The 22,614-nt window shown below is 72.5% G+C and carries 21 protein-coding genes and 1 riboswitch; of the genes, 9 read left to right on the top strand and 12 right to left on the bottom strand.

Going from position 1 to position 22,614, the window contains the following annotated elements; all coding sequences use genetic code 11:
- Positions 1-56 precede the first annotated feature (56 nt).
- Positions 57-168, top strand: a riboswitch (SAM riboswitch).
- 32 nt (positions 169-200) lie between these two features.
- From HNR20_RS23780 to HNR20_RS23765, 4 genes are all read left to right on the top strand, one after another.
- Positions 201-341, top strand: a complete 141-nt coding sequence (locus HNR20_RS23780; protein WP_184183796.1) for a hypothetical protein — start codon at positions 201-203, stop codon at positions 339-341.
- A 102-nt stretch (positions 342-443) separates the two neighbouring features.
- A complete protein-coding gene (locus HNR20_RS23775) occupies positions 444-1,304 on the top strand; it encodes an ABC transporter substrate-binding protein (protein WP_184183794.1) in 861 nt (286 codons plus the stop codon).
- A 45-nt stretch (positions 1,305-1,349) separates the two neighbouring features.
- Positions 1,350-2,123 carry an amino acid ABC transporter permease gene (locus HNR20_RS23770; protein WP_184183791.1) on the top strand — a complete coding sequence of 258 codons (774 nt, stop codon included), beginning with the start codon at positions 1,350-1,352 and terminating at the stop codon, positions 2,121-2,123.
- Positions 2,120-2,863, top strand: coding sequence for an amino acid ABC transporter ATP-binding protein (locus HNR20_RS23765; protein ID WP_184183788.1), 744 nt, complete (start codon positions 2,120-2,122; stop codon positions 2,861-2,863). The genes HNR20_RS23770 and HNR20_RS23765 overlap by 4 nt, the downstream gene beginning before the upstream one ends.
- 15 nt (positions 2,864-2,878) lie before the next feature.
- On the opposite strand, the gene HNR20_RS23760 is transcribed toward HNR20_RS23765, so the two are convergent.
- The 3 genes from HNR20_RS23760 to HNR20_RS23750 all read right to left on the bottom strand — a co-directional run bounded on the left by HNR20_RS23760 (position 2,879) and on the right by HNR20_RS23750 (position 8,353).
- Positions 2,879-4,459, bottom strand: coding sequence for a Na+/H+ antiporter (locus HNR20_RS23760; RefSeq protein WP_184183785.1), 1,581 nt, complete (start codon positions 4,457-4,459; stop codon positions 2,879-2,881).
- Between the two features lie 210 nt (positions 4,460-4,669).
- Positions 4,670-4,954: a DUF3303 domain-containing protein gene (locus HNR20_RS23755; RefSeq protein ID WP_184183782.1), complete on the bottom strand. Its 285-nt coding sequence runs from the start codon at positions 4,952-4,954 to the stop codon at positions 4,670-4,672.
- Positions 4,955-5,005: 51 nt separating this feature from the next.
- Complete coding sequence (locus HNR20_RS23750) at positions 5,006-8,353, bottom strand: ATP-binding protein (protein WP_184183779.1); 3,348 nt, start codon at positions 8,351-8,353, stop codon at positions 5,006-5,008.
- 153 nt (positions 8,354-8,506) lie between these two features.
- Here HNR20_RS23750 and HNR20_RS23745 point away from each other — a divergent pair, with 153 nt between their 5' ends.
- Positions 8,507-9,385, top strand: coding sequence for an alpha/beta fold hydrolase (locus HNR20_RS23745; protein ID WP_184183776.1), 879 nt, complete (start codon positions 8,507-8,509; stop codon positions 9,383-9,385).
- A gap of 41 nt (positions 9,386-9,426) precedes the next feature.
- Here the strand turns inward: HNR20_RS23745 and HNR20_RS23740 are convergent, their stop codons facing one another.
- From HNR20_RS23740 to HNR20_RS23715, 6 genes are all read right to left on the bottom strand, one after another.
- On the bottom strand, positions 9,427-11,601 hold the full coding sequence (locus HNR20_RS23740; protein WP_184183773.1) for a hypothetical protein: 2,175 nt from the start codon (positions 11,599-11,601) through the stop codon (positions 9,427-9,429).
- Entirely contained in the window at positions 11,594-12,775 is a 1,182-nt protein-coding gene (locus HNR20_RS23735) for a low temperature requirement protein A (RefSeq protein ID WP_184183770.1), read from the bottom strand. Before HNR20_RS23735 ends, HNR20_RS23740 begins: the two co-directional genes overlap by 8 nt.
- A gap of 131 nt (positions 12,776-12,906) precedes the next feature.
- A complete protein-coding gene (locus tag HNR20_RS23730) occupies positions 12,907-13,674 on the bottom strand; it encodes a TetR/AcrR family transcriptional regulator (protein WP_184183767.1) in 768 nt (255 codons plus the stop codon).
- 86 nt (positions 13,675-13,760) lie between these two features.
- A complete protein-coding gene (locus HNR20_RS23725) occupies positions 13,761-14,138 on the bottom strand; it encodes a hypothetical protein (RefSeq protein WP_184183763.1) in 378 nt (125 codons plus the stop codon).
- A gap of 155 nt (positions 14,139-14,293) precedes the next feature.
- Positions 14,294-15,928, bottom strand: a complete 1,635-nt coding sequence (locus HNR20_RS23720; RefSeq protein WP_184183760.1) for an MFS transporter — start codon at positions 15,926-15,928, stop codon at positions 14,294-14,296.
- Positions 15,922-16,617 (bottom strand): SDR family NAD(P)-dependent oxidoreductase, encoded by a 696-nt coding sequence (locus HNR20_RS23715; RefSeq protein WP_184183757.1) that lies wholly within the window; start codon positions 16,615-16,617, stop codon positions 15,922-15,924. Before HNR20_RS23715 ends, HNR20_RS23720 begins: the two co-directional genes overlap by 7 nt.
- Before the next feature lie 173 nt (positions 16,618-16,790).
- Between HNR20_RS23715 and HNR20_RS23710 the strand changes: the two genes are divergently transcribed.
- The 4 genes from HNR20_RS23710 to HNR20_RS23695 all read left to right on the top strand — a co-directional run bounded on the left by HNR20_RS23710 (position 16,791) and on the right by HNR20_RS23695 (position 20,621).
- Entirely contained in the window at positions 16,791-18,080 is a 1,290-nt protein-coding gene (locus HNR20_RS23710; RefSeq protein ID WP_184183754.1) for a sensor histidine kinase, read from the top strand.
- Positions 18,068-18,733 (top strand): response regulator transcription factor, encoded by a 666-nt coding sequence (locus HNR20_RS23705; RefSeq protein WP_184183751.1) that lies wholly within the window; start codon positions 18,068-18,070, stop codon positions 18,731-18,733. The genes HNR20_RS23710 and HNR20_RS23705 overlap by 13 nt, the downstream gene beginning before the upstream one ends.
- Before the next feature lie 87 nt (positions 18,734-18,820).
- The gene (locus HNR20_RS23700) at positions 18,821-19,882 is read left to right on the top strand and encodes a Gfo/Idh/MocA family oxidoreductase (RefSeq protein ID WP_184183748.1); all 1,062 of its coding nucleotides are present in this window, start codon (positions 18,821-18,823) and stop codon (positions 19,880-19,882) included.
- 190 nt (positions 19,883-20,072) lie between these two features.
- Complete coding sequence (locus tag HNR20_RS23695) at positions 20,073-20,621, top strand: DUF1062 domain-containing protein (protein ID WP_184183745.1); 549 nt, start codon at positions 20,073-20,075, stop codon at positions 20,619-20,621.
- Positions 20,622-20,737: 116 nt separating this feature from the next.
- Here HNR20_RS23695 and HNR20_RS23690 read toward each other — a convergent pair whose 3' ends face one another.
- From HNR20_RS23690 to HNR20_RS23680, 3 genes are all read right to left on the bottom strand, one after another.
- Positions 20,738-20,896 carry a hypothetical protein gene (locus tag HNR20_RS23690; RefSeq protein WP_184183743.1) on the bottom strand — a complete coding sequence of 53 codons (159 nt, stop codon included), beginning with the start codon at positions 20,894-20,896 and terminating at the stop codon, positions 20,738-20,740.
- A gap of 213 nt (positions 20,897-21,109) precedes the next feature.
- Positions 21,110-21,331: a hypothetical protein gene (locus tag HNR20_RS23685; RefSeq protein WP_030335934.1), complete on the bottom strand. Its 222-nt coding sequence runs from the start codon at positions 21,329-21,331 to the stop codon at positions 21,110-21,112.
- 157 nt (positions 21,332-21,488) lie between these two features.
- Positions 21,489-22,577 carry a hypothetical protein gene (locus HNR20_RS23680; protein WP_184183740.1) on the bottom strand — a complete coding sequence of 363 codons (1,089 nt, stop codon included), beginning with the start codon at positions 22,575-22,577 and terminating at the stop codon, positions 21,489-21,491.
- Between the last annotated feature and the right edge of the window lie 37 nt (positions 22,578-22,614).

The following is a 22,614-nucleotide window of genomic DNA, read 5'->3' as shown; positions in this document are numbered from 1 at the left end:
GAGCGTGGTCATAACGACTGGACGATCCACCCGGGCGTGCTGCTAACCTCGCCGCAGGTCATGAGTGCCAGCGCGAAGCCCCGGCTCGCTGGCCGGCAACCCTCCTCCGCGGTGGGGTGCCCCGGGTGAAGACCAGGCACCGGCACGACGCCGGTGCAAGCGTGGCCTGGCACCCAGGTCAGCACAGACCCGGGAGAACCATGAGCATCCTCAGCACCGCCCCACCGACCGACGTCGCGGATGTCCGCGCCGGTTGGCCCTCGCCGGCCCTGACCCGGCGACGGCACGTGGACATGATGCGAATGTGCAGCGCCGCCTGTCGTCGCGGCACCACGCACTAGCGCACTCCCCTTCCCGAACCCTCCCCAGCGGTACGCCCATCGGGCGCACCGTCGGCGGCGCACGTCCGTGCGCGCCGAGACGCGACCCTTCCGGAGACACCCGTGCGATTTCTTCCTGCCCTGACCCGCGCCGCCGCCCTGGGCGCGGCCACGATCCTGGCCGCCACCACGCTCACCGCCTGCGGCGACGACAGCTCGTCCGACGCCACCGCCAACCCCTACGGCCTGGCGCAGCCGGGCGTGCTGCGGGCCGGCACGCTGACCGACGCCCCGCCGAACGTCTACCTCAAGGACGGCAAGTTCACCGGCTTCGACAACGACCTGCTGACCGCCGTGGCCGGCAAGCTCGGCCTCAAGGTCGAGTTCGTCGGCACCGACTTCTCCGCCCTGCTCTCCCAGGTCAACAACCACAAGTTCGATGTGGGCAGCTCCTCGATCACCATCACCGAGGCTCGTAAGAAGACCGTCGACTTCGGCAACGGCTACGACTTCGGCTACTTCGGCCTGGACGTGCCGGCCGGCTCTCCGATCACCGGCTTCGACCAGCTCGCCGGCAAGCGGGTCGTGGTGGTGCAGGGCACCGTCCAGGACGACTACGCCACCGGCCAGAAGCTCGACCCGGTGCGGGTGCCGGACTACAACGGCGCGATCAACCAGCTCAAGGCCGGCACCGCCGACGCGTGGATCGCCCCGGCCGAGATCGGCGAGAAGTCGGCCACCGACAGCAGCGGCAAGATCACCGTTGCGGCCAAGCAGCTCAGCCCGGCACCGACCGCGTACGCCGTCGCCAAGGGCGGCGACAAGCTGCGCGAGGCACTGAACAAGGGCCTCGACGAGGTCATCGCGGACGGCACCTGGAGCCGGCTGCAGGCGCAGTACTACCCCGGCCGGCCGATCCCGGCGGACTTCAAGCCGGGCAGCGGCACGGTGACGCCGTCGGCGTCCGCGTCGGCCGCTTCCTGAGGCGTACCCGGTGACGAGCGAGCAGGGCGGTAGGAGAGGCGACCGATGGATCCGTTGAGCACCCTGTGGGAGACCTTCTTCGACTGGGACGCGATGCGCGAGGCACTGCCCGAGATGCTGACCGTCGGGTTGCCCAACACGCTGATCCTGGCGGTCTCCGCCGCCCTGCTCGGCTCGGTGCTGGGCCTGTTGCTGGCCGTCGCCGGTATCTCCCGCAGCCGTTGGCTGCGCTGGCCGGCGCGGGTCTACACCGACGTGTTCCGAGGGCTTCCGGCCGCGGCGACGATCCTGCTGATCGGCGTCGGGCTGGCCCCGCTGGGCATGGAGGTCTGGGGGCCGGATCCCTACCCGTTGGGCATCCTGGCGTTGTCGCTGATCGCGGCCGCGTACATCGGAGAAATTTTCCGCTCCGGCATCCAGTCGGTGGAGGCCGCCCAGCTGGAGGGCGCCCGTGCTCTCGGTTTCTCCTGGGCCGACGCGATGCGGCTGGTGATCATCCCGCAGGGCATCCGGCGGGTGCTGCCGGCCTGGGTGAACCAGCTCATCGCCCTGATCAAGGACTCCAGCCTGGTCTACTTCCTCGGCCTGGTGGCCAGTCAACGAGAGCTGTTCCGGATCGGCCAGGACTACGCGGCGACCACCGGCAACGAGTCCGCGCTGCTGCTGGCGGGGCTCTGCTACCTGGTGCTGACCGTCCCGCTGACGCACGTCGTCAACTGGATCGACCGGCGGCTGCGCAACGGCCGACCGACCACCGTGTCGACCGAAGAGGACGACGACCTGGCGTCCTACGCCGCGACGGAAGGGGACCGGCGATGACCACCGCGACCACCACCTCGGTCAGCCTCGACGTACGCGACGTGCACCTTGCCTTCGGGCCGAACCGGGTGCTGCGCGGTGTCGACCTCACCGTGCCCCGCGGGGCGACGGCCTGCGTGATCGGCCCGTCCGGGTCGGGCAAGTCCACCCTGCTGCGCACCATCAATCGGCTGATCGAGCCGGACCGCGGCGACGTGCTGCTGGACGGGCGCAGCGTGCTGGACGACGACCCGGACGCGCTGCGGCAGCGGGTGGGCATGGTCTTCCAACAGTTCAACCTCTTCCCGCACATGAGCGTGCTGCGCAACGTCACCCTCGCGCTGCGCCGACTCCGCAAGCTCGGCGAGGACGAGGCGGAGGCGATCGCCCGAGCCCAACTGGAGCTGGTGGGGTTGGCCGCCAAGGCCGACGCGCGGCCGGCGCAGCTCTCCGGCGGTCAGCAGCAGCGGGTCGCGATCGCCCGGGCGCTCGCGCTGCGGCCCGAGGTGATGCTCTTCGACGAGGCGACCTCGGCGCTCGACCCGGAGCTGGTCAAGGGCGTGCTCGGGGTGATGGCCGACCTGTCCGCCGCGGGCATGACCATGGTGGTGGTCACCCACGAGATGGGCTTCGCCCGGCAGGTCGCCGACACCGTCGCCTTCATGGACCGGGGCGTCGTGCTGGAGGCCGGGCCGCCCGAGGGGATCTTCGAACGGGCCGAGCATCCCCGGCTACGGCGGTTCCTCGCCCAGGTGCTCTGAGCCCGCCAGGGGCGGTCAGTCGTTGGGCCCGCGCCCCAACAGCCGGATCTCCTCGTTGTCCAGCGAGGCTTGGAGCTCCTGCAGCACGAGGTCGTCGATCTCCCGGCTGTCGCGCAGCCGGGTGATCTCCCGCCGCTTGTGGGCGAGGACCCCGAGGCGCAGCCGACGTTCCAGGCGACGTTCCTCGGCGGTGCTCTCCCCACCCTCGTTGACGTCATCCAGGTGTCGCTGGTACTCGGCCTGCAGCCGGCGCACCGACTCCTCCCGGGCACCGATCTCGGCGGCGATCTGGGGCAGGGCGGCCAGGCCCACCTCGGTGGCCCGCCGCCGGGCGTTGCGGGCCTCGTCGACGCGTTCGGGGTCGCCGACCAGGCCCGCCCAGCGCACCACCTGCGGCAGGGTGGTGCCCTGCAGGAGCATGATCAGCACGATCACCAGCGCGGTGACGAAGATGATCAGATCGCGTTCGACCACCGGCCGACCGTCGACCGTCATCGTCGGGACGGCCAACGCGGCGGCCAGCGACACCGCACCCCGGAAACCGGACCAGCCGGCGACGGTCCCCACCCGCCAGCCGGACGGCCCCTCGCCCTCTCCCTCGCTCACCATCCGGCGGCGCCGCAACCTCGCCGACTGCGTCGTCAGATAGATGAAGAGCAGCCGCGTCGCCAGGACGACCACGGTGACCACGAGCACGATCACCAGCGCCCGTCCGGGCGAGGTGCTGCTGATGCCCCGCACCGCCCGAGGTATCTGCGTGCCGAGCAGGACGAACAGCCCACCGTTGATCAGGAACGTGGTCAGGTCCCAGAACGCGTACGCCAGCACCCGGGACCGGGCGCGGATCACCCGTGGGCCGGCGTAGGCCAGCATCAGTCCGGCGACCACCACCGCCAGCACACCGCTGGCGTGCACCGCGTCGGCGAGCAGGAAGGCGCCGAACGGTGTCAGCACACTCAGCGCGCCCTCGCGCAGCGGATCGTCGAGCCGCTTGCGGATCAGCACCACGGCGGCCCCCACCAGCAGACCGGCGAGCACGCCGCCGACACTGGCCCCGACGAACTCCTCGCTGACGCCCAGCACACCCGGCTTCGCACCCTCGGCGAGCAGACCCACCGCCACCGCGAAGATCACCAGGGCGGTGCCGTCGTTGATCAAGCTTTCCGCGTGCAGGGTGGTGAGCAGCTTCCGAGGCAACCGTTTGGCGAGCCCGGTGACCGCCGCGGCGTCGGTCGGCGCGAGGACCGCGCCGAGCACCCAGGCGGCGGCGGGGTTCACCCCGAACGCCTGCGCGGTGAACGACACCGTGACCATGGTGAGCACCACCAGCACCACGGCGAGCAACCCGATCACCGGCAGGTTGGCCCGGATCTCGCGCAGACTGATGGTGAGGCTCTCCCGGTACAGGATCGCCGGCAGGAAGATCAGCAGCACCAGGTCCGGTTCCAGGGTCACCTCGGACAGCGGCGGCGTGAACCCGAGCAGCACCCCGAACGCGATGAGCAGAACCGGCGGGGCGACCCGGTACCGACCGCCGAGCGTGGTGCCGATCAGGACGGTGACGCCCAGCACCACGATCAGGACGAGCACCTCCACGCGTACCCCCTCGGACCATGGCCGACGGCGGACGCGCCGGTGGTTCCATCTGACCGCACCCGCCGGCCGGTTCCAGCGGAAACCGGCAAGTCGCCGGAGACGTCGTGTTCATCGGCCCCGCCCCGCCCGCTCGCCGACCCTCGGCAGTGGTCGATGGGCGACACAGGCGATGCGAGCCCTGCCCAGATCACTCAAGAGACCTCGGGCGCATCAGTCTTCGTCGAGATAGGGCGCCACGACCGCACGGGTGTCGGCGCTGCTCACCACCGGAACGATCTCGAATGTGACGCCCGCGCCGCGCCACCCCAGCACCCACTGCTGAAGCAGTCGCAGGTCGTCGCATCGCATGAGCTGGAAGCAGCGGCCGAAGGTCGGCTCGACCCAGCTGTCCACGTATTCCAGTCCGTCCGGGAGCTGACGGCCGCGGTCGCGGACCGCCCGGTACACCGGCACCATGTCGTTGTCGCGGAACCGCTCGATGACCATGAAGAGCATCGAGCATGGTAACCGGCGCCGACAGCATCGAGCACGGTTACCGCACGGCGCTCAGGTTGAGTCGTCGGCGCGGACGCGCGCGGTGAGCACCCGAGCGGTACGGCGGTGCCCGGCGGCTTCCTCGTCGCGGCCCAGAGCAGCAGCCAGATCGGCGAGGTGCCCGGCCACCGGGCCGACGGTAAGCACCCCGCTGCCAGCGGCCAGTTCGGCGGCGGCCGGGCTGAGTGCGGCGGCGACGCGTTCCATGGTGGACCGGTCGTCGATGGCCAGCGCCGCCCGAGCGGTGAGGCACAGCCGCACCTCCCGCAGCAGGTCGTGCGGCCCGTCCGGCAGGGCCCGCAGCGCCACTCGGGCGGCGCTGGGATCGTCGGCGGCAGCGAGCAGCAGGGGTCGGACCCAGGGCCCGTGCGGACCCCAGTCCAGCCGCGCCCAGTCCTCGTCGTCCGGCCCGGGAACCGGCCGCCACCCGGGGAGCAGCCGGGCGTCACCTGCCAGCCGGTCGTCGCCCACGGCGTCGGCCAGCCGCAGGCCGAGCAGGGCGAGCGGCAGCAACCCCTGGGCCAGTCCCGGCATACCGTCGGCGGGCAGTCGTTCGGCGGCGGCCCGGTACGCCGTTGCCGCGGCGTCCCGGTCGCCGTCCAGCGCCAGCCGCAGCGCGGCGTACCACCGGGTGAAGACGCCGACCAACGGAAGTTCGTACCGTTCGGCGAGCCGGTCGGCGGCGCGGGCGTGCGCGTCGGCGCCGCGCCGGTCGGCCAGCGCGCAGTTGGCCTGGACCAGGACGAGGTGCCCGAGCACCTCGAAGGTCACCAGCTGGTGTCGGGCGGCCAGGTCGACCAGTTCGGCGCCGATCCGGGCCCGTGCACCGGCCAGACCGACACGCCGGAAGGCGTGCATGAAGCGGGCGTTGAGCGCGAAGGCCAGCAGCCCGGGGTCGCCAACGGTCCGGGCGATCGCCTCGGCCTCGTCCGCCGCACGGCGGCCCCGATCGGTGGTGGTGCCGCGCAACTCCAGCGCAAGGGTGCTCAGCAGCCGGCTGCGCTGTGCCGAACCGGTCGAGCCGAGAGCGGTCAGCGCGTGCTCGACGGCTCGGACGATGTGCCCGGAGAGCACGTCGTCGTCGTTGCGCGTCCAGATGGCGGGCACGTCGAAACCCGCCAACACCTCCTCGATCAGCAGGGGGTCACCGACGGTTTCGGCGGCGGCGATCGCCTCGGCGCGCCGCCGCCGCGCCTCGGCCAACCGGCCGGTGACGGCCAGCGCGCGCCCCAGGCCGAGCAACGCGGTCAACCGCTCGCGCTGCGCGACCCCACCAGCGCGGTCGTACGCGTCGAGCGCCTGGCCCCACAGGCGGGCCGCCTCGTGCGGATTACCGTCCCGTTCGGCCCGCTCGGCAGCCGTGCGGGCGTACGCCCCCGCGCGACCGGCAGCGACCGGGCCACCGGCGCGGAGCAGGTGGTGCGCGAGGGCGGCGGGTTCGATGGGTTCCCGCTGTCCCAGCACCTCCGCGACGGCCCCGTGCCAGGCGGCGCGGCGCGGCGCGGACAGGTCGGCGTAGAGCGTGTCGCGGACCAGGATGTGGGTGAAGCGCAGCCGCCCGTCGGTCTCCCGCTCGCTGAGGAACCCGGCCTGCAGGGCACGGTCCACGGCGTCCAGCACCGCCGAGGGATCACCGGCCAGCGCGCTGAGCACCTCCGGGTCGAGGTCCCGCCCGAGCACGGCCGCCTGCCGCAGCACGGTACGGGTCGGGGCGGGCAACTGCGCCAACCGGTGCCGGATCACGTCGCGCACCCCGGGCGGCACCGCGACCAGTGCCGCCTCGCCCTCGCCCGCGTACAACTGGGCCAGCTCGCGGACGAAGAACGGGTTGCCGCCGCTGCGGTGGTGGATCAGCTGGACGGTGGCCGGGTCCAGGTCCGCCCCGACGACAGCGCGGGCCAACTCGCCGGTCGCCGGTGCGGGCAGGCCGGCGAGATACTCCCGGGTCGGCTCCAGCCCGGCGGCGCGTGCCAGGGTGGCGGTCAGCTCCGGGCTGATCTCGGTGGCCCGGTAGGTGCCGAGGATCAGCACCGGCCCGGTGGCCGGCTGTGGGCCGGTGAGCAGGGCGGTCAACAGGTCCAGGGTGTCGCCGTCGGCGCGGTGCAGGTCGTCGAGGACCAGCAGCACCGGCCCCCGGTCGGCGACCGCCGAGACCAGCGCCGCCACGGCACGCTGCCGGCGGAACCGCGTCCCGGCCGGATCACCCGGGCCATCGGCCGACCCGGCGGGCTCAACGGTTTCGGCCGGCCCGGCGAGCGCGTCGGTGACCTGGGTCCACGGCCAGGCCGCCGGGGCGCCCTCGTACTCCGGGCTACGTCCCCACGCCGTGGTCCAGCCCTCGGCGGCGAGCCCCTGGGTCAGGGTTTCCGCCAGCGCGGTCTTGCCGGCGCCCGGATCACCGCTGAGCAGCGCCAGGGTGGGCTGGTGGCGTTGGGTGGCGGCCGCGGCGGCCCGCCGCAGCCGACCCAGCTCGGCATCGCGGCCGACGAACGAACGCCGCCGGGCCGAACCCGCGTTGACGGGTGGGACAAGTCCCGTGCCGCTGGGGGTGGCGGCGTCCTCGGGAGGCGGGGTGAGGTGCGGTGCCTGGGCCAGGATGTCGGCTTCGAGCCGCCGCAGGTCGGGGCCCGGATCCACGCCCAGCTCGGTCACCAGGACGTCCCGGGCCGCACGCAGCGCGGCCAGCGCGTCACCCTGCCGGCCGGAGCGGTACCGGGCCACCGCGAGCAGCCGCCAGGCGTCCTCGCGCAGCGGATGGCGGGCGAGATGGGCCGGCAGGTCGGCGGCGGCCTCGTCCGGCCGACCCAACGCCAACAGCGCCTCCGCCCGCCGCTCGACGGCGAGCATCCGCAGCTCATCCAGTCGATTGATCTCCGCGACCGCCCAGGCCTCGTTCGCGCAGTCGGCGTACGCGGGACCGCGCCAGAGTGGCAGGGCCGCGTCGAGCGCGGCCAGGGCCGGCGCGGGACGTCCCACCGCCAGCAGGCGACCGGTCTCGCCGACGGCCGCCTCGAACCGGTCGGCGTCCACCGCGTCCGGTGCGGACCGCAGCACGTACCCGGGTGGCTCGGTGACCAGGATCCGGGGCGGCTGCCGGGGCGGTCGATCGGGTTCCAGCGCCCGGCGCAGGTCGGCGACGAAGGTCCGGATCGCGCCCACCGCCCCGTCCGGCGCGACCTCCCACAGGTCGTCGACGAGGCGATCCACCGGCACCACCCGGCCGTGCGCGATCAACAGCCGGGCCAGTACCAGGCGCTGCCGGTGCCCCTTGAGCGGGACCGGGCCACTCTCGGTCGCGGCGGTCACCGGCCCGAGTACGCCGAACGTCACCGCGACAGGTGCCGTCGGCTGCCTGGTCATGGCACCAATCTAGGCGGATCGGCGCGGGCGACGGCGACCTGCCGGCACTGATCCGGCACTGATCATCTGCTGATCACCGGCGGGCAGGCTCGACGACGTACGGCGACGACGGGCCACTGCCCCAGCCGCCCCTGCTCACCAGGAAGGTTCCCCGTGGACCCCAAGATCAACGGTTTCGACTACCGGCGCGTCACCGTCGCCGACGGTGTGACGCTCAACGCCGCCGTGGGCGGTTCCGGGCCAGCTGTCGTGCTGCTGCACGGCTTTCCGCAGACCCACCTCATGTGGCGGCACGTCGCGGCCGACCTGGCCGCCGACCACACGGTCATCTGCCCCGACCTGCGCGGCTACGGCGACAGCGACAAGCCGGTCGACACCGACGGCAACGGATACGCCAAGCGCACCATGGCCGCCGACGTCGTGGCGCTGGCCGGCGCGCTCGGCCACGAACGGTTCGCCCTGGCCGGGCACGACCGGGGCGCCCTGGTCGCGTTCCGCGCCGGTCTCGACCATCCGGAGGCGATCAGCCAGCTCGCCCTGCTCGACGTGCTGCCAACCCTGGACATGTGGGGCGTGCTGCACGGCGCCACCGCGGCGGTCGCGTTCCACCTGTACCTGATGGCACAGCCACCCGGTCTGCCCGAGGAGCTGATCAGCGCCAGCCCGGACGCCTTCTTCGGTCACTTCCTGGACGTCTGGACCCGTGATCCGGAAGCCCTGCCGGCGGACGTGCGGGCCGCGTACCTGCGCGCGTCCCGCAACGCGGTCACGTCCATCGTCGCCGACTACCGGGCGTCGGCCGGGGTCGACGTCACCCACGACACCGCCGACCGGGCGGCCGGCAACCAGCTCCGGATGCCGGTGACCGTGCTCCAGCAGGACTGGGGCGCGGCGCTCGGCTACGACGCGGCGGGGCTGTGGAGGTCGTGGGCGCCGGACCTGGCGCACCGGACAGTCACCTGCGGGCACTTCATGGCCGAGGAGGCACCGGCCGAGGTGGTACGGGAGTTGCGCGCCCTGCTCACCCGTTGATCGACCGCCTGCCCAGGGTCCGGGCGGTGGTGACCGAGCGCTCAGCCGCCGTCGGTGTCGAGGAGTCGTCCGGCGAGTTCGCGCACCGCCGCCCGGAACTCGGGGTCGGACTCGCCGGGATGGTGTCCCCGCACCGGCGGCGGGCGGCGCTCCCCCGGCGAGGCGAGCAGGTCCCGTGGATCCCGCAACCGCCGGTCGACCCGACTGGCCGGATCGGCGGGGTCCGGGGGCGGATCGCCGGGTCGGTTCGCGGCGAAGATCCAACCGCCGACCGGATCCGTGTCCCGCCACAGGTTGAGCCACCGCCACTCGACCCGCTCCCCCACCGTACGCAGCACCTTCTCGTTCAGATAGGCCGGAAAGAGCCGGGCGTACAGGCGATCCAGCGGCGACCCGTAGGTGAGCAGCGCGACGCGCTGGCGTACCCGCGGTGGCAACCGCAGCACCGCGAGGGCCAGCAGCACGGAGCCGTGGCTGTGCCCACAGAGCAACACCCCGCGGTGCCGCTCGGTCAGTTGGGTGATCCGGTCGGCCAACTCCGGCACGGCGCGGTCCGCGTAGCTCGGGGGTGCGAACGGGTGCGCGGCCCGGGGCCAGAACGTGCCCAGGTCCCACAGGATGCCGACGTGCCGGCGGAACCACGCGGTTCGGTAGGCGAACACCCCACCCAGGAGCAGGGCGACGACCACCACGGCGACGAGGGTGCTGCCCATGGCCAGCACCCTGTCGACGGCCCCGGGCCGGAGCCCGAACAGCGAGCGCACCAGTTGGGCCGGGGTCAGGTCGAACAGCCTCAGCAGGCCGGTGGCGAGGCCGATCACCGCGAGCGCCGCGTACGTGACGGCGAGCAGCCCCAGCCACTCGGCGAACCGGGCACGGGCGACCGTCTTCGTCACCTGCCGCAGCCGCCCGGCGGCCGAGGGCGTCACCGCCGGGAAGTCGCGGTCCGTGATCGCCGCCGCCGCCCGCCACCGGCGTCGCCGGGACAGGAGGGTCAACGCACCGCACAGCATCACGCCTGCCGACGCGTGCAGAAAGAACGACAGGATCGCCCACTGGTACGGCACCGGTGGCCCGCCGTCGCCGCGGTAGCCGCCAAGCAGGTCCCCACTCTGATAGACGAGGTCGGCGGCGAGCGCGGCGGCCAGGCCGACCGCGATGGCCGCGACCACCGCCGCGCCCAGACCCCGCGGCAACGCCTTGTCGCGCTCTCCCCGGCCGTGGTGCCACAGCACCAGTCCACTCAGCGCCACCAGCAGCGACATCTGGCCCAACAGTGCCCAGTTGGCGATGGCGTCGTAGCCGGGCAGCCCGTCGGACGACGGCCAGGCGCGGTCGTCCAGGGCGACGGTCAGGAGGGTGGCCGCACTCAGACCGAAGGCCACCGCGCCCACCGCGCTGCCGGCCCGAGTGACCATCCGCTTGGTCGCCGCCCGGTCCAGCAGCCCGGGGACCGCGAGCAGGCCGGCGCAGACCAGCAGCACCGCTGCGTTGAGCGCCAGCAGCACGGCCGTCGAGGCCGTCCCACCGCCAGCGGTACGGGCCATGAGCAGCGTCAGGTCGAGCACGGCGAACGCGGCGGCGACGTGGATCGCCCGCAGCCGTCCCACGATTGGCTCGACGGCCCACAGCGGGTTGCCCGCCGGGCGGGGCCGCCGGGTGCCCAGCAGCCGGAGGAATGCGACGGCGGCGATCGGCAACAGGGCGAGCACCGCCAGCCGGATTCCGACCTGCCGTCCGTCGAGCCCGGCCACCGTGTCGAAGGGTGCGCGGCACGGGGCCGCGCCGAGACACCGCCAGGCCAGCAGGTCGAGTGCCACCCCGGAGATGGACACCACGTACAACACGGTGAGGTTGAGCGCGAGGAGCCGACACAGCACGGTGACGCCGGCACCGCTGCGACGGCCGGTCGGCCGCATCCAGACCGCCACGTTGCTGAGCATGAACGGCAGCAGGAAGACCAACGAGAGCGTCCGGGCCACGGTGCCCGAGGGCAGATCACCCCACCGGTACGCCTCCAGCGTCAGCCCGTCCGGCTCGGTGGCGTCCGACCCGTCCGGGCGGTGGAAGCCGCCGCTGCGGTCACCCGCGACCTGCGTGACGTGCGCCCGGCCGAGGATCCGCTCCGGCCGCGCCCCCGACACGCCGTGCACCCGTAACTCCACGATGTCGTGGCGTCCCGGCCGCTCGCCCTGCGGCGCTGAGCCGTCATCCATCGGTCCGCCGAGCTGGTCGTCCCGGCTGCCACAGTCCGGGCAACGCGTCGAGCACGACGATCAGCAGGAGCACCCCGGCGACGATCCCGCTGGTGCCGACCAGCGGAAGGTTCACGCTCGCGAAACCGCCCAGGATGATGAGCGGTACGCCGATCAGCCGGGCCAGGGGCAGGCGGGGGTCGACGAGCGCCGAGAGCAGGATGCGGCCGGTCAGGAACAGCGCCGGGCCGGTGACGGACAGGACCAGACGCGCCGGCTCGCGCGCTCCGGGGTTGGCGATCGACACCTCCATCCCGGCGGAGGTGGCCAGGACACCGGCGATCATGACGAGGTGCAGGTAGCCCGCCTTGAGCGCCAGCTTGCTGCCGGGTGGGCCGGCCTCCTCGATACTGGTGCCCAGCCGCGCGCCGGCGGGCACGAGATAGAGCCGGGCGAGGGCCACCGCGGTCACGAACGCCAGGACGAACGCCACGGTGCTGTCCCGGTCCAGGCCGGAGCCGCTGTAGGTGACACCGGACATCAGGATCAGCTCGCCCAACGCGATGATGAACACCTGTTGGTAGCGCTCGGAGAGGTGTGTGCCGTTCACCTGCAGGTCCGGCCAGGAACTGCGCCCGAGCCCCGCGAACGGCCAGCGCAGCCGAGCCAGGGAGAACTCCATCACCAGAGCCAGTGCCCAGAGCACCTCGCGGGCCGGGGCGACGGCCGCCCCGACCACCCAGAGCACCCCGGAGATCGCGAACCAGACCGCCACCCGCACGGTGCGCAGTTGCAGCGGGTGACCCCGCAGGGCGGGGATCAGCAGAGCCGCCCGGCCCAGGTGGATGGCCACGTAGGCGATGGCGAACACCAGGGCGTGCCTGCCGAACGCGGTGGGCACGGCCGCGGCCATCAGCAGGCCACCGAGCATCACCCAGAGCAGCAGGGCGACGATCAACGGGGTACGCGGGTCGAACCAGTCCGCCGACCAGGCGGTCACGAACCACACCCACCAGAGCGCCGCCAGCATCAGCAGGACCCGGAAACCGCCGTTGAGGCTGGAGTCGTCGAGCAGCGCCTGGGACAGCCGGCTCAGCGCGAAGATGAACGCCAGGTCGAAGAAGAGCTCCAGGAACGACGCGCGCCGCGGATTCTCCCGCCGTTGCAGCAGCCGCCCCGGAAGCCCGTTCGCCATCGCCACCCTTCCCCGGCCCGCAGCTGCCACCGCCGCCCAAGTCGTACCACCTGGACGACCGGTGCCGGGCGGGTTCCGTCAGGCCCGACGGTCGGGTCGGGGATCGGTGGCGCGGCTGGCGGTAGCGCGAGCTACCCGGAGGTCGCCCGCTCGGCGACCACCACCGAGATCCCGTCGAGGACGCGTTGCAGGCCGAACTCGAAGGCGTACTCCGGGTCGTACGCGGCGCCGTGCTGCTGACCGGCCGCGGTGCCGACCCGGGAGGCGGTCGGGTAGTTGCCGGCCGTCATGAACGTCTCCAGCCAGGGCGCGTGCGACTGCCACCACTGGCCGTCCGTCATACCGGTCGCACGCTCCAGGTCGACCACCTCGGAGGCGGCCCGCGCCGCGCTCTTCACGTGGCCGAGGACGAGCGTGAGCACCGCGTCCATCTCGACGTCGGTGAGCCCGATGTCGACGACCGCGCCGAGCTCGTGGTCGTACTTGGCCACCAGGTAGGGGCCGAGCACGGGCCGGGTCGTCTCGGCCCGCAACATCCAGGGATGCTGCTGGTAGAGCACCAGATTGTCGCGGGCGACCCGCTCCAGCCGGACCCGCCAGTCTCCCTCGACGGCGGGGCGTGGCATCTCGCCGTACACGGTGTCGATCATGACGTCGACCAGCTCGGCCTTACCCGGAACGTAGGTGTAGACCGACATCGTGCCGACACCCAGCGCCTCGCCGACCCGGCGCATGGTCAGCGCGTCGAGACCTTCGGCGTCGGCGATGTCGATCGCGGCCCGGACGATCCGGTCGACGCTGAGCCCCGGCCCGGCGCTGCGGCTGGTCGGCTCCCGGGTGCGCCACAGGATGGCCAGACTGCGGGCCGGGTCCGCGGTCGCCTTGCGCTCACTCGCCATGGTGCGGCCATCCTAACAACGAGGGCGTACGCCGTACGCCGGGCGCTGCCCTGTCACGGGCCGCCCGCCACCGGTCGTGACGCCGGTCAGTCGGCGTTCGCGGCCACCGACCGCAGCCAGCGGTAACCTGCCCCGAGGGTGGCGGCGAAGGCGATCACCATGGCGTACGACCAGGCGTCCCCGCCGGCGTTCAGGTCACCGAAGCGGTGGGCCAGGAAGCCGACGAAGGTCGCCATGCCCAGCCCGGTCACCGCGATCACCGCGCGCAGATCGGCCACCACCGCGGCGTACCCCCCGGCGGCAAGGCACATGACCAACGTCCGGGCTGGCAGCTCGGCCGAGGAGAAGAGTGCCCCGGCGAGCAGGGCGGCACCGATCATCACCACCCAGCCGAACGCCACACTCACCCCGGTCGGGGTCGACCCGCCGACCACCGTGGTCTTCTGCTCCCAATGGACAACCACTGCACGCCTCCGGCGAAGGCGACGGCCCGTACCTCGGACCCGCCGAAGGCCATCGCACCTCGACCCGCGCGCAACCGGCCAGGGCTTTCACGCTTCCGCTACGCCGATCGGCGCGATCATTACGCCGCGTTGACGCGCGACCGGCGGCGGCCCGGTCACACGGCCTCGCGGTCGTCGGACAGCGCCGAGCCGGCGGCGGCGGGCACCAGGTGTCGCACCTCCACCTCGCCGTCGGTCAGCTCCCGGGCCCGTTCCTCGGCCTCGCGGTCCTCGCCCGTCAACCGGCCGCCGTGCTGGCGCAGGTGCTCGCCCCAGGACGGCACCAGATACACCTCGACGAACCGGTCCGTCGTCTCGGCCGGCCGGAACAGCCCCCAGCGCATCGCGCCGGTCCGCTGCCGCGCGCCGCGCACCAGGTCCATGGCCGCCAGGAACGGCTGGGTTCGCTCCGGCCGGACGGTGTACTGCACCATCACCAACACCGGCCCCACCCCCGGGTCCGGCTCGTACGCCAGGTGCAGTTGCGGCCAGTACGCCGCCGGTTCGCGGTTCACCGACCGCAGGTTCGGCAACGGCCAGATCCGACTCGTCACGGTGCCCACCAGCATCAGCGCCGCCGCCGCGAGGTAGGCCAGGACCAGCCCGGCGACGTCGGCCACCAGGCCCCAGACGAGCGCGCCGACCGCCTGCCCGCCCGCGAAGCACACCTGGTAGACGGCCAGGCCCCGGGCGCGTACCCAACTGGGCAGGAAGAGTTGCATCTCGGCGTTGACGTTGGCCAGCACCGTCACCCAGGCCATCCCGGCGGGCAGCAGGGCGAGCAGCACCAGCGGCACCACCCGCACGGTGCCGACCACGGTCAGCGCCACGGTGAACAGCGCCCCGGCGATCAGCAGGAGCTGATTGGCCGACAGCCGGGTGCGGATCATCGCCAGCAGCACACCGCCGGCGATGGCACCCACGCCGAGTGCGGCCAGCAACAACCCGTACCCGCCGGAGCCCAGCCCCAGGCGCCGGTTGGCCACCAACGGCAGCAACGCCCACAGCGCGCTGGCCGGAACCACGAACACCAGCGCGCGGCGCAACAGTCGGCGCACGATCGGCGAGTGGCGGACGTACCGGCTGCCGGCCCGCAACGCGGCGGTGAACCGCTCGGGCACCTCGACCGCGCGGGCGCTGCGGGGCCGCCAGCGCCACAACGCGTACGCGAAGATTGCGAACGCGATGGCGTTGAGACCGAAGACCGGCGCGACGCCGATGCGGGCGATCAGCACACCCGCCGCCGCGGGCCCGACCGCCCGCGCCATGTTCACGCTGATCGAGCCGAGCGCGGACGCCGACCGGAGCTGCTCCTGTGGCACCAGCTCCGGGATCACCGCCGCCCAGGCCGGCAGGGTGAGCGCCTGCCCGACCCCGAACGCGAAGGTGAGGGTGAGCAGCAGCGCGGGAGGCATCCGGTTGGTCAGGGTGAGCAGCGTCAACGCCACCGCCACCGCCACCAGGAACAGCTGCACGGCGATCAGCAGGTGCCGGCGGTCGAAGTTGTCGGCCAGCACCCCGCCGGGCAACGCCAGCAGCAGCACCGGCAGCAGGCTGGCGGTCTGGACCAGCGCGACCAGGGTGGAGGCGTTGGAGTGGTGGATCAGCAGCCATTGCGCGCCGACCGTCTGCATCCAGGTGCCGATGTTGGCGGCGAGCAGAGCCAGCCACAGGTTGCGATAGACCGCGATCCGCAGCGGCGCCCACGCCGAGGCCGGACGGTCGTCGGGTCCGGCCGCTGCCGTCACCACCGCCCGTCCGCGCGCAGGACGCGCTCACCGGAGACGTAGAGATCGTCGGGTTCGAGCAGCAGCAGCCGGACGACCTCGGTGGCGACCTGTTCGGGCATGGCGTACACCTCGTCCAGGAATTCGGCCCCCACCCGCTCCTGCAGCCGGGTCGGCATCGGACCGGGATGCAGTTGCATCACCTTGACCCGGTTGCTGTGCTGGGCCTCGGCCAGCGAATCGACCAGGCTGCTGCCGTAGCTCTTGGTGGCCCGGTAGACGGGGATGCCGGGCCGGGGAGCCGCCAGCGCCAACGCGCCGATGTACACGACATTGCCGTGCCCCTGTCGGTGCAGGTGCCCCACCACCTCCCGCAGCAGGTACGTGATGCCCAGGACGTTGATCTCCACGGCTCGGCGGATGTGCTCCGCCGACAGGTCCGTCAGCTCACCGCCCGCCCACATCGAAGCGCAGGCCGCCACCCCGTCGATCGTGCCGTAGCGCTCCACCACCTCGGCGAAGCCCTCGCGGACCTGCTCGTACGAGGAGATGTCGCAGACCGCCCCGTCGCAACCCAGCTCATCGGCCGTCGCGGCGACCTCGGCCGGCTCGTTGCCGAACACCACGACGTGGTGCTCGTCCACCAGCAGCCGGGCCACCGCGAGACCGAGCCCGCTGGTACCGCCGACAACCACGAAGGTTCTGGCACCCATGTCTCTCCAGCCGCCGCCCGGACAGGTCACGCGCGCCGCGTTCTTCCCGTTCTCGGCCCCACCACACCCGTTTGGCCCGGACCGTCGAGACGGGCGACGGTAGGGCTGGGCATACCCGAGGAGTGGATCTGGACGGCTGGGGCAACCCGGCCGCCGCGATTAGCGTCTGCGGCATGACCCCGGAACACCCTCGTCACCTGGCCGAGGCGTTGCGCCGCCGCAGCTGGCTGATCTCTGCCTGGCCGTGGCGGACGCTGGCCTACCTCACCAGCACCGTGCCGATCTCGGGCGTGCTCGCCGGCGGGCTGCTCGTCATCGGCGCACCCCTGCTGGCCGCCGTCAACGCGCTGCTGCTGCATGGCCGGCCACCGGGCATCGCGCTGCTGCTGTTCCTGGCCCTCGGCAGCCTCTTCCTGCTGGCATTGGCGCCGATCGTGAGCTTCCCGGTGGCCGCCATCGAGCGGTGGCGGCTGCGACTCGTGGACAGCCGCCCGCTGCCCGCGTCGCCGTGGCCCGGCCTGGTCGCCCGCTACCGCAGCGCCGCGACCTGGCGGGAGGTGGCGTACCTGTTCTGGCTGGGTGGGTTCGCGCCGGTCGCGTACTGGGTCTTCCTGCTACTGGTGCTGCTCGACCTCGGCATGGTCACCAGCCCCTGGCTGGTTGGCGACGCCGGACCGGTCGTGATCTGGCGCCCGATCGAAACCACCGGCGAAGCCATCCCGTACGCGATCGTGGCTGTGCTGCTTCTGCCGGTCCTCTGCTACCTGGCCGGTCTGCTCGCCGCCGCCCAGGCCGCCGTGGCCCGGTGGGCGCTGGCCTGGCCGGTCGACGCGACGGCGCTGCGCGAGGTCGCCCGGTCCCGCACCCGGCTGGTCGGCGCGTACGAGGCCGAACGCCGCCGGATCGAGCGGGACCTGCACGACGGCGCGCAACCCCGACTGACCAGCCTCACCCTTCAGCTGGGCCTGGCCCGGCTGGACGTACCCGAGGACTCCCCCGCGGCCCGGCCGCTCGCCGTGGCGCACGACCAGGCCCGGGGCCTGATGGTGATGTTGCGGCAACTGGTACACGGCATTCGCCCGCAGAGCCTCACCGACCTCGGCCTGGCCGGCGCCGTCCGCGAGCTGGCCGACGCCGCCACCATTCCGGTCACCGTGCACGCCGACCTGCACGGCGAAATGCCGGAGATCGTGGAGACCACCGCCTACTTCGTGGTGTCCGAGGCGCTGGGCAACGTCGACCGGCACGCCAGGGCGACGCGTGCCGAGGTGCGCCTCACCCGGGCCGGCGGGGACCTCGTCGTCGAGGTGTCCGACAACGGCCACGGCGGGGCCGACCCGGCCCGGGGCACCGGTCTGACCGGTCTCGCCGACCGGGTCGCCGCAGCCGACGGCCGGCTGTTGCTCGCCAGCCCGCCCGGCGGGCCTACCCTGGTCCGGGTGGAGCTTCCGTGCCGGCGGTGACGCGGGTGGTGCTCGCCGAGGACGAGGTGCTGCTCCGCGAGGGCCTGGTCGCGCTGCTGACCCGCTTCGAGTTCGCGGTGTGCGCCGCCGTCGGCTCCGCTCCCGAACTGCTGGACGCGGCCCGCGAACACGAACCGGACCTGGTGCTGACCGACATCCGGATGCCGCCGGGCCGCCGCGACGACGGGCTCCGCGCGGCCGTCGCGTTACGCGCCGAGCGGCCCCACCTGCCGGTCGTGGTGCTCAGCCAGTACGTGCAGACCGGGTACGCGGCGGCACTGCTGGACAGCGGCGACGGTCAGCGGGTGGGCTACCTGCTCAAGGACCGGGTCGCCGAGGTCACCGAGTTCGTCGACACGCTGCGCCGGGTCGCGGCCGGCGGCACCGCCATCGACCCGGACGTGGTCCGGCAACTGCTGCACCGGCCACGCGACCCGCTCGCCGCGCTCTCCGCCCGTGAACGCGAGGTCCTGGCGCTGCTGGCGGAGGGCCGGTCCAACGCGTCGATCGCCGCCCGCCTGCACGTCAGCGAGGCCGCGGTCGGCAAGCACGTCGGCAACATCCTGCTGAAACTCGACCTGCCGCCCAGCGACGACACCAATCGAAGGGTGCTCGCGGTGCTCACCTACCTGCGCAGCGACCCGGCGGGCTGACCAGCGGCGGGCTGACGTCGGGGCGTAGATTCGACCAGCGGTACCGCCGCCACGTCGGAGCGCGGACCGGGGAGACAGGGGTACGGCATGGCGGAGGCGCTGCGGGTCGGTCTGCTGGGATACGGGCTGGCGGGCCGGGTGTTCCACGCACCGCTGATCGCCGCGACCCCCGGGTTGCGGCTCGACGCCATCGTGACCCGCGATCCGCAGCGGCGCGAGCAGGCCCACCAGCACCACCCCGACGCCCGCCTGGTCGACGACGCCGACGAGCTGTGGCGTACGCCGGACGCGTTGGACCTGGTCGTGGTGGCGACGCCGAACCGGCATCACGTGCCGATGGCCAGGGCGGCGCTGGCCGCCGGGCTGCCGGTCGTCGTCGACAAGCCCCTCTCCCCGACCGCCGCGGAGGGCCGCGCGCTCATCGCCGAGGCGACCGAGCGTGGGGTGCCGCTGACGGTGTTCCAGAACCGGCGCTGGGACGGCGACTTCCGCACCGCCCGCCGGCTGGTGGACCAGGGCGAGTTGGGGCGGGTGCTGCGCTTCGAGTCCCGGTTCGAGCGGTTCCGTCCGACGATCAAGCCAGGCTGGCGGGAGCTGGCCGGCCCCGAGGAGGCCGGCGGCGCCCTGTTCGACCTCGGCGCGCACCTCATCGACCAGGCGGTGCAGCTCTTCGGCCGGGTCGACCGGGTCTACGCGGAGGTGGACCGTCGCCGCGCGGGCGCCCTGGTCGACGACGACGCGTTCGTGGCGTTGACGCACACCAGCGGGGTCCACTCGCACCTCTGGATGAGCGCGGTGACCGCCCAGCTCGGGCCGCGACTGCGGTTGCTGGGCGACCGGGCCGCGTACACGAGTTACGGGCTGGACGTGCAGGAGGCGGCGCTCCACGACGGCGGCCGACCGGACCAGCCGGGCTGGGGCGAGGTCCCGCCGGAGCGGTACGGCATGCTCGGCGTCGACGGTGACCTGCGGTCGGTGCCGACCGAGCCCGGCGCGTACCAGAGCTTCTACGCGCAGGTGGCGACGGCACTGCGCGAGGGCGCGCCGATGCCGGTGGACCCACGGGACTCGGTCGACACGGTTGAGCTGATCGAGTTGGCGCACCGGTCCGCGGTCGAGGGCGTGGTGCTGCCGGTCCCGACCGCCTGACCGGCGCGATCGAAAATCGGTGGAGTAGCGCCGCTCTGCGCCATTACCGTGCAACGGAATCGGATCGTCTAGGCAAGGACGTGCCGTTGTACACCCTGTGAGACCTCCCGAGTGCTGATGTGTCGCGCGTCGCGCCTGTGCGCCGCGCTCCCTTTTGCTGCGGACTTCTCACTGAAATCGGTGTACTTCTGTGCTCACACACTGGGCCGTCGTGCCCACCTGCCTGCCGCTCGTCTGCCGTCGCTGCCACGCGTGCGCGTCCGAGCGCTTCCGGCCAAGCGGTAAATTCCGCGTCAACGCCAACCACAAGCTCCTCGACGTCTGGCTCCTCGTGCGCTGTACCGCCTGTGGGGTAACGGCCAAGCTCACGCTCCTGGAGCGGGTGACCGTGCGCTCCGTACGACCCTGGCTGCTGGACCGGCTGCACCACAACGACCCTGGACTGACCGCCAGGCTGCTCCAGAACCCGCTCGTGCAGCGCCGTAATCACATCGCCCTCGACTGGGACGACGCCTGGTGTCTCGACACCGGCGGGTCGGATCACCTGGACCGCGAGACGGTCGACGTCGCGGTCCGCTTCGCGGCGCAGATCCCGGTCCGGCCGGTGCGACTGATCGCTGACGGTTTCGGTCTTTCACGGGCCGAGGTCGAGAGACTGATCGTGGAGGGGAAACTCGTTTCGGCAGTCCGGTTGAGCAGCAAGCTCTCCGGTGACTTCACGTTCACCCTGAAGCGCTGAGCCCTCTCTGCCGACCGTGGGCCTGTCCGGCTTGAACCGCCGGGCAGGCCCGCCCAGGGCGGGAGGTGAGCTTCTCAGACCCGACGGATCATGCGTTCACCGGTGGAAGACGGGCGCTAGTCGGCGTCCTGCTCGGAAGGGGCATCATCCGGCGCTCGGGCGTCGTCGTCGGTCAGCGCGTCGTCCGACGAGTTGGTGAGTTTGCCGAGCCGACGCTCGGCCTCTCGGGCCTCCTCGTCGAGCCTGGGGTTCTCCTCGTCGGGACTCTGCGACATGCGCGACCTCCATGGGCACGACCGGTCGGCCTCGGTGTACCCGGCCTGACGGCGGCGACACGAAACGGATGCGCTATCCCTTGATCACTTGAAGGCGAGCAGTCGAGAGCAGCGGAAGGTTTCCACTGCAGGGGGTGAACCGAGCGCCGGGCCGGTCGGGGGGGCGCACCGGGCTGGAGCCCAGGAGCGTTGCCGGCCCGGCCCGGTGCCGGATCAGCGCTGCTTCAGCTCGCGCCAGGATGGGTGCGTGCCGCGCCAGGCGTCGGCGAGGATGGCCGCCGAGGCCCGGCTAGGGCACTGCTGCACCCGCTCACGACCCGACGCCCCACCGATCTGGGCGCGGACCTCCCAACCCTGCCCGTCAGTACGGATATACACGTCCCGGCGCCCGCGCGGAGTCGTGTCTCCGTTCCACCAATGCTCCTCGACCTTCATTCGCCGACCGTATAGCAAATTCTGCGCCGGGGGTACGTCGCAGGTGGGCCCGAAGTAGGGTGATAGCCGCAATTCCGGCGCACTTCGACCTAAGCGTTAACGGGGAGGACCCGCAACGGCGGATCCTCCCCGTCCTGAGCGACGAATCAGGGCGCGATCACATGCCGTTCAGCACACCGGCCAGGGCATTGGCCAACTTGTCCTGGCCCGCAGGACTGGGGTGCGGAGAGCCACCCTCCTGGGTGATCTGGAGGTCACTCGGAGTGAACGGCGGCGGGAACGCCACCCGGACGGCCGGGTCGAACGGGACGCCGAGTTGGACGGCCCAGTTGAGATCGTTGATCACGCCTCGCACGGAGCCCACCCAGAGCGGGTCGATAAGTGGTTGCAACGTCGACACCGGGGCCGCCGGAAGGTAGGACTGCATCCCGGTCGGTAGAAGGGACCTGAGCTTGGCCCAGGCGTACTGGCCGACATCGACGTTGGCCGGGGTGATGTCGTAGTACAGCATCCAGACGACCTTGTCCGCGCCAGCGGCCAGCAGCGAGTTGACGATGGTGGTGGCGTCGGCGGTGACGCCGGCGTACTGGGCCGGGCCGTCGTAGCGCGGCACCCCGATGTTGATGTAGTAGTCCTCGCCGACCGGCAGGTCGAGCCAGAAGTTGCAGCCACCACCGTTGGTGACGATGCCCTGCTTACCGCCGACCGCCGCCCACTCGAAGCGGAACACCCCGTACGGATTGAGGGTCTCGCCCGCGAACTCGAGCGCCCGACAGATGGCCAGCCGGGTCAGGACGGTGGTCCAGTTGGTGTTGTTCACGCCGCCGGTGGTGGCGTGGTACGCGTCGTGCCCGTCCGCCTTCGCCTTCGCGATCCGGGCGGTGGCGAGGCCGAGCGGGCTGGCCACCCGACCCCAGGCGTTGCCGCAGGCGTCGGGGCCCGCGCGTCCGGCGATGATGTCACCGGTGCCGTATCCGGTGCGCGCGTAGTTGTCGTAGTCGACGATGCTGCCGTTCATGTCGAAGTAGCGCCGGCCGTAGCTGTAGACGCCGTTGTTGCCGGGCATGCCGCGGCCGTCGAATGAGGTCAGCGGGCAGCCGGGGCCGATGCCGAAGCCGAACTGGTGGTGCGATGAACTGATCGAGTCGCCGGTGAGGGTGAGGACCGTGTCGTCCGTGACCGTCTGCACCTCACGGCAGCGGATCCGGTCCTTGTTCGCGTCCACCAGGGTGGGGTTGCCGGCCACGTTCGGGCAGCCGGTCGGCGGCGGGGGTGGAGGCGAA

The sequence above is a fragment of the Micromonospora parathelypteridis genome (assembly GCF_014201145.1).
Classification (GTDB): Bacteria; Actinomycetota; Actinomycetes; order Mycobacteriales; family Micromonosporaceae; genus Micromonospora; species Micromonospora parathelypteridis.
Note: the sequence above shows the minus strand (reverse complement) of the source record. Positions and strands in the feature narration are given on the sequence as shown.

What these genes read in the sequence shown, in the direction of transcription:
- HNR20_RS23780 (WP_184183796.1), top strand. Translation starts at nt 201, where the DNA reads ATGAGCATCCTCAGCACCGCCCCACCGACCGACGTCGCGGATGTCCGC.
- HNR20_RS23770 (WP_184183791.1), top strand. Translation starts at nt 1,350, where the DNA reads ATGGATCCGTTGAGCACCCTGTGGGAGACCTTCTTCGACTGGGACGCG.
- HNR20_RS23765 (WP_184183788.1), top strand. Translation starts at nt 2,120, where the DNA reads ATGACCACCGCGACCACCACCTCGGTCAGCCTCGACGTACGCGACGTG.
- HNR20_RS23755 (WP_184183782.1), bottom strand. Translation starts at nt 4,954, where the DNA reads ATGCTCTTCATGGTCATCGAGCGGTTCCGCGACAACGACATGGTGCCG.
- HNR20_RS23750 (WP_184183779.1), bottom strand. Translation starts at nt 8,353, where the DNA reads ATGACCAGGCAGCCGACGGCACCTGTCGCGGTGACGTTCGGCGTACTC.
- HNR20_RS23740 (WP_184183773.1), bottom strand. Translation starts at nt 11,601, where the DNA reads ATGGATGACGGCTCAGCGCCGCAGGGCGAGCGGCCGGGACGCCACGAC.
- HNR20_RS23735 (WP_184183770.1), bottom strand. Translation starts at nt 12,775, where the DNA reads ATGGCGAACGGGCTTCCGGGGCGGCTGCTGCAACGGCGGGAGAATCCG.
- HNR20_RS23730 (WP_184183767.1), bottom strand. Translation starts at nt 13,674, where the DNA reads ATGGCGAGTGAGCGCAAGGCGACCGCGGACCCGGCCCGCAGTCTGGCC.
- HNR20_RS23715 (WP_184183757.1), bottom strand. Translation starts at nt 16,617, where the DNA reads ATGGGTGCCAGAACCTTCGTGGTTGTCGGCGGTACCAGCGGGCTCGGT.
- HNR20_RS23710 (WP_184183754.1), top strand. Translation starts at nt 16,791, where the DNA reads ATGACCCCGGAACACCCTCGTCACCTGGCCGAGGCGTTGCGCCGCCGC.
- HNR20_RS23700 (WP_184183748.1), top strand. Translation starts at nt 18,821, where the DNA reads ATGGCGGAGGCGCTGCGGGTCGGTCTGCTGGGATACGGGCTGGCGGGC.
- HNR20_RS23690 (WP_184183743.1), bottom strand. Translation starts at nt 20,896, where the DNA reads ATGTCGCAGAGTCCCGACGAGGAGAACCCCAGGCTCGACGAGGAGGCC.
- HNR20_RS23685 (WP_030335934.1), bottom strand. Translation starts at nt 21,331, where the DNA reads ATGAAGGTCGAGGAGCATTGGTGGAACGGAGACACGACTCCGCGCGGG.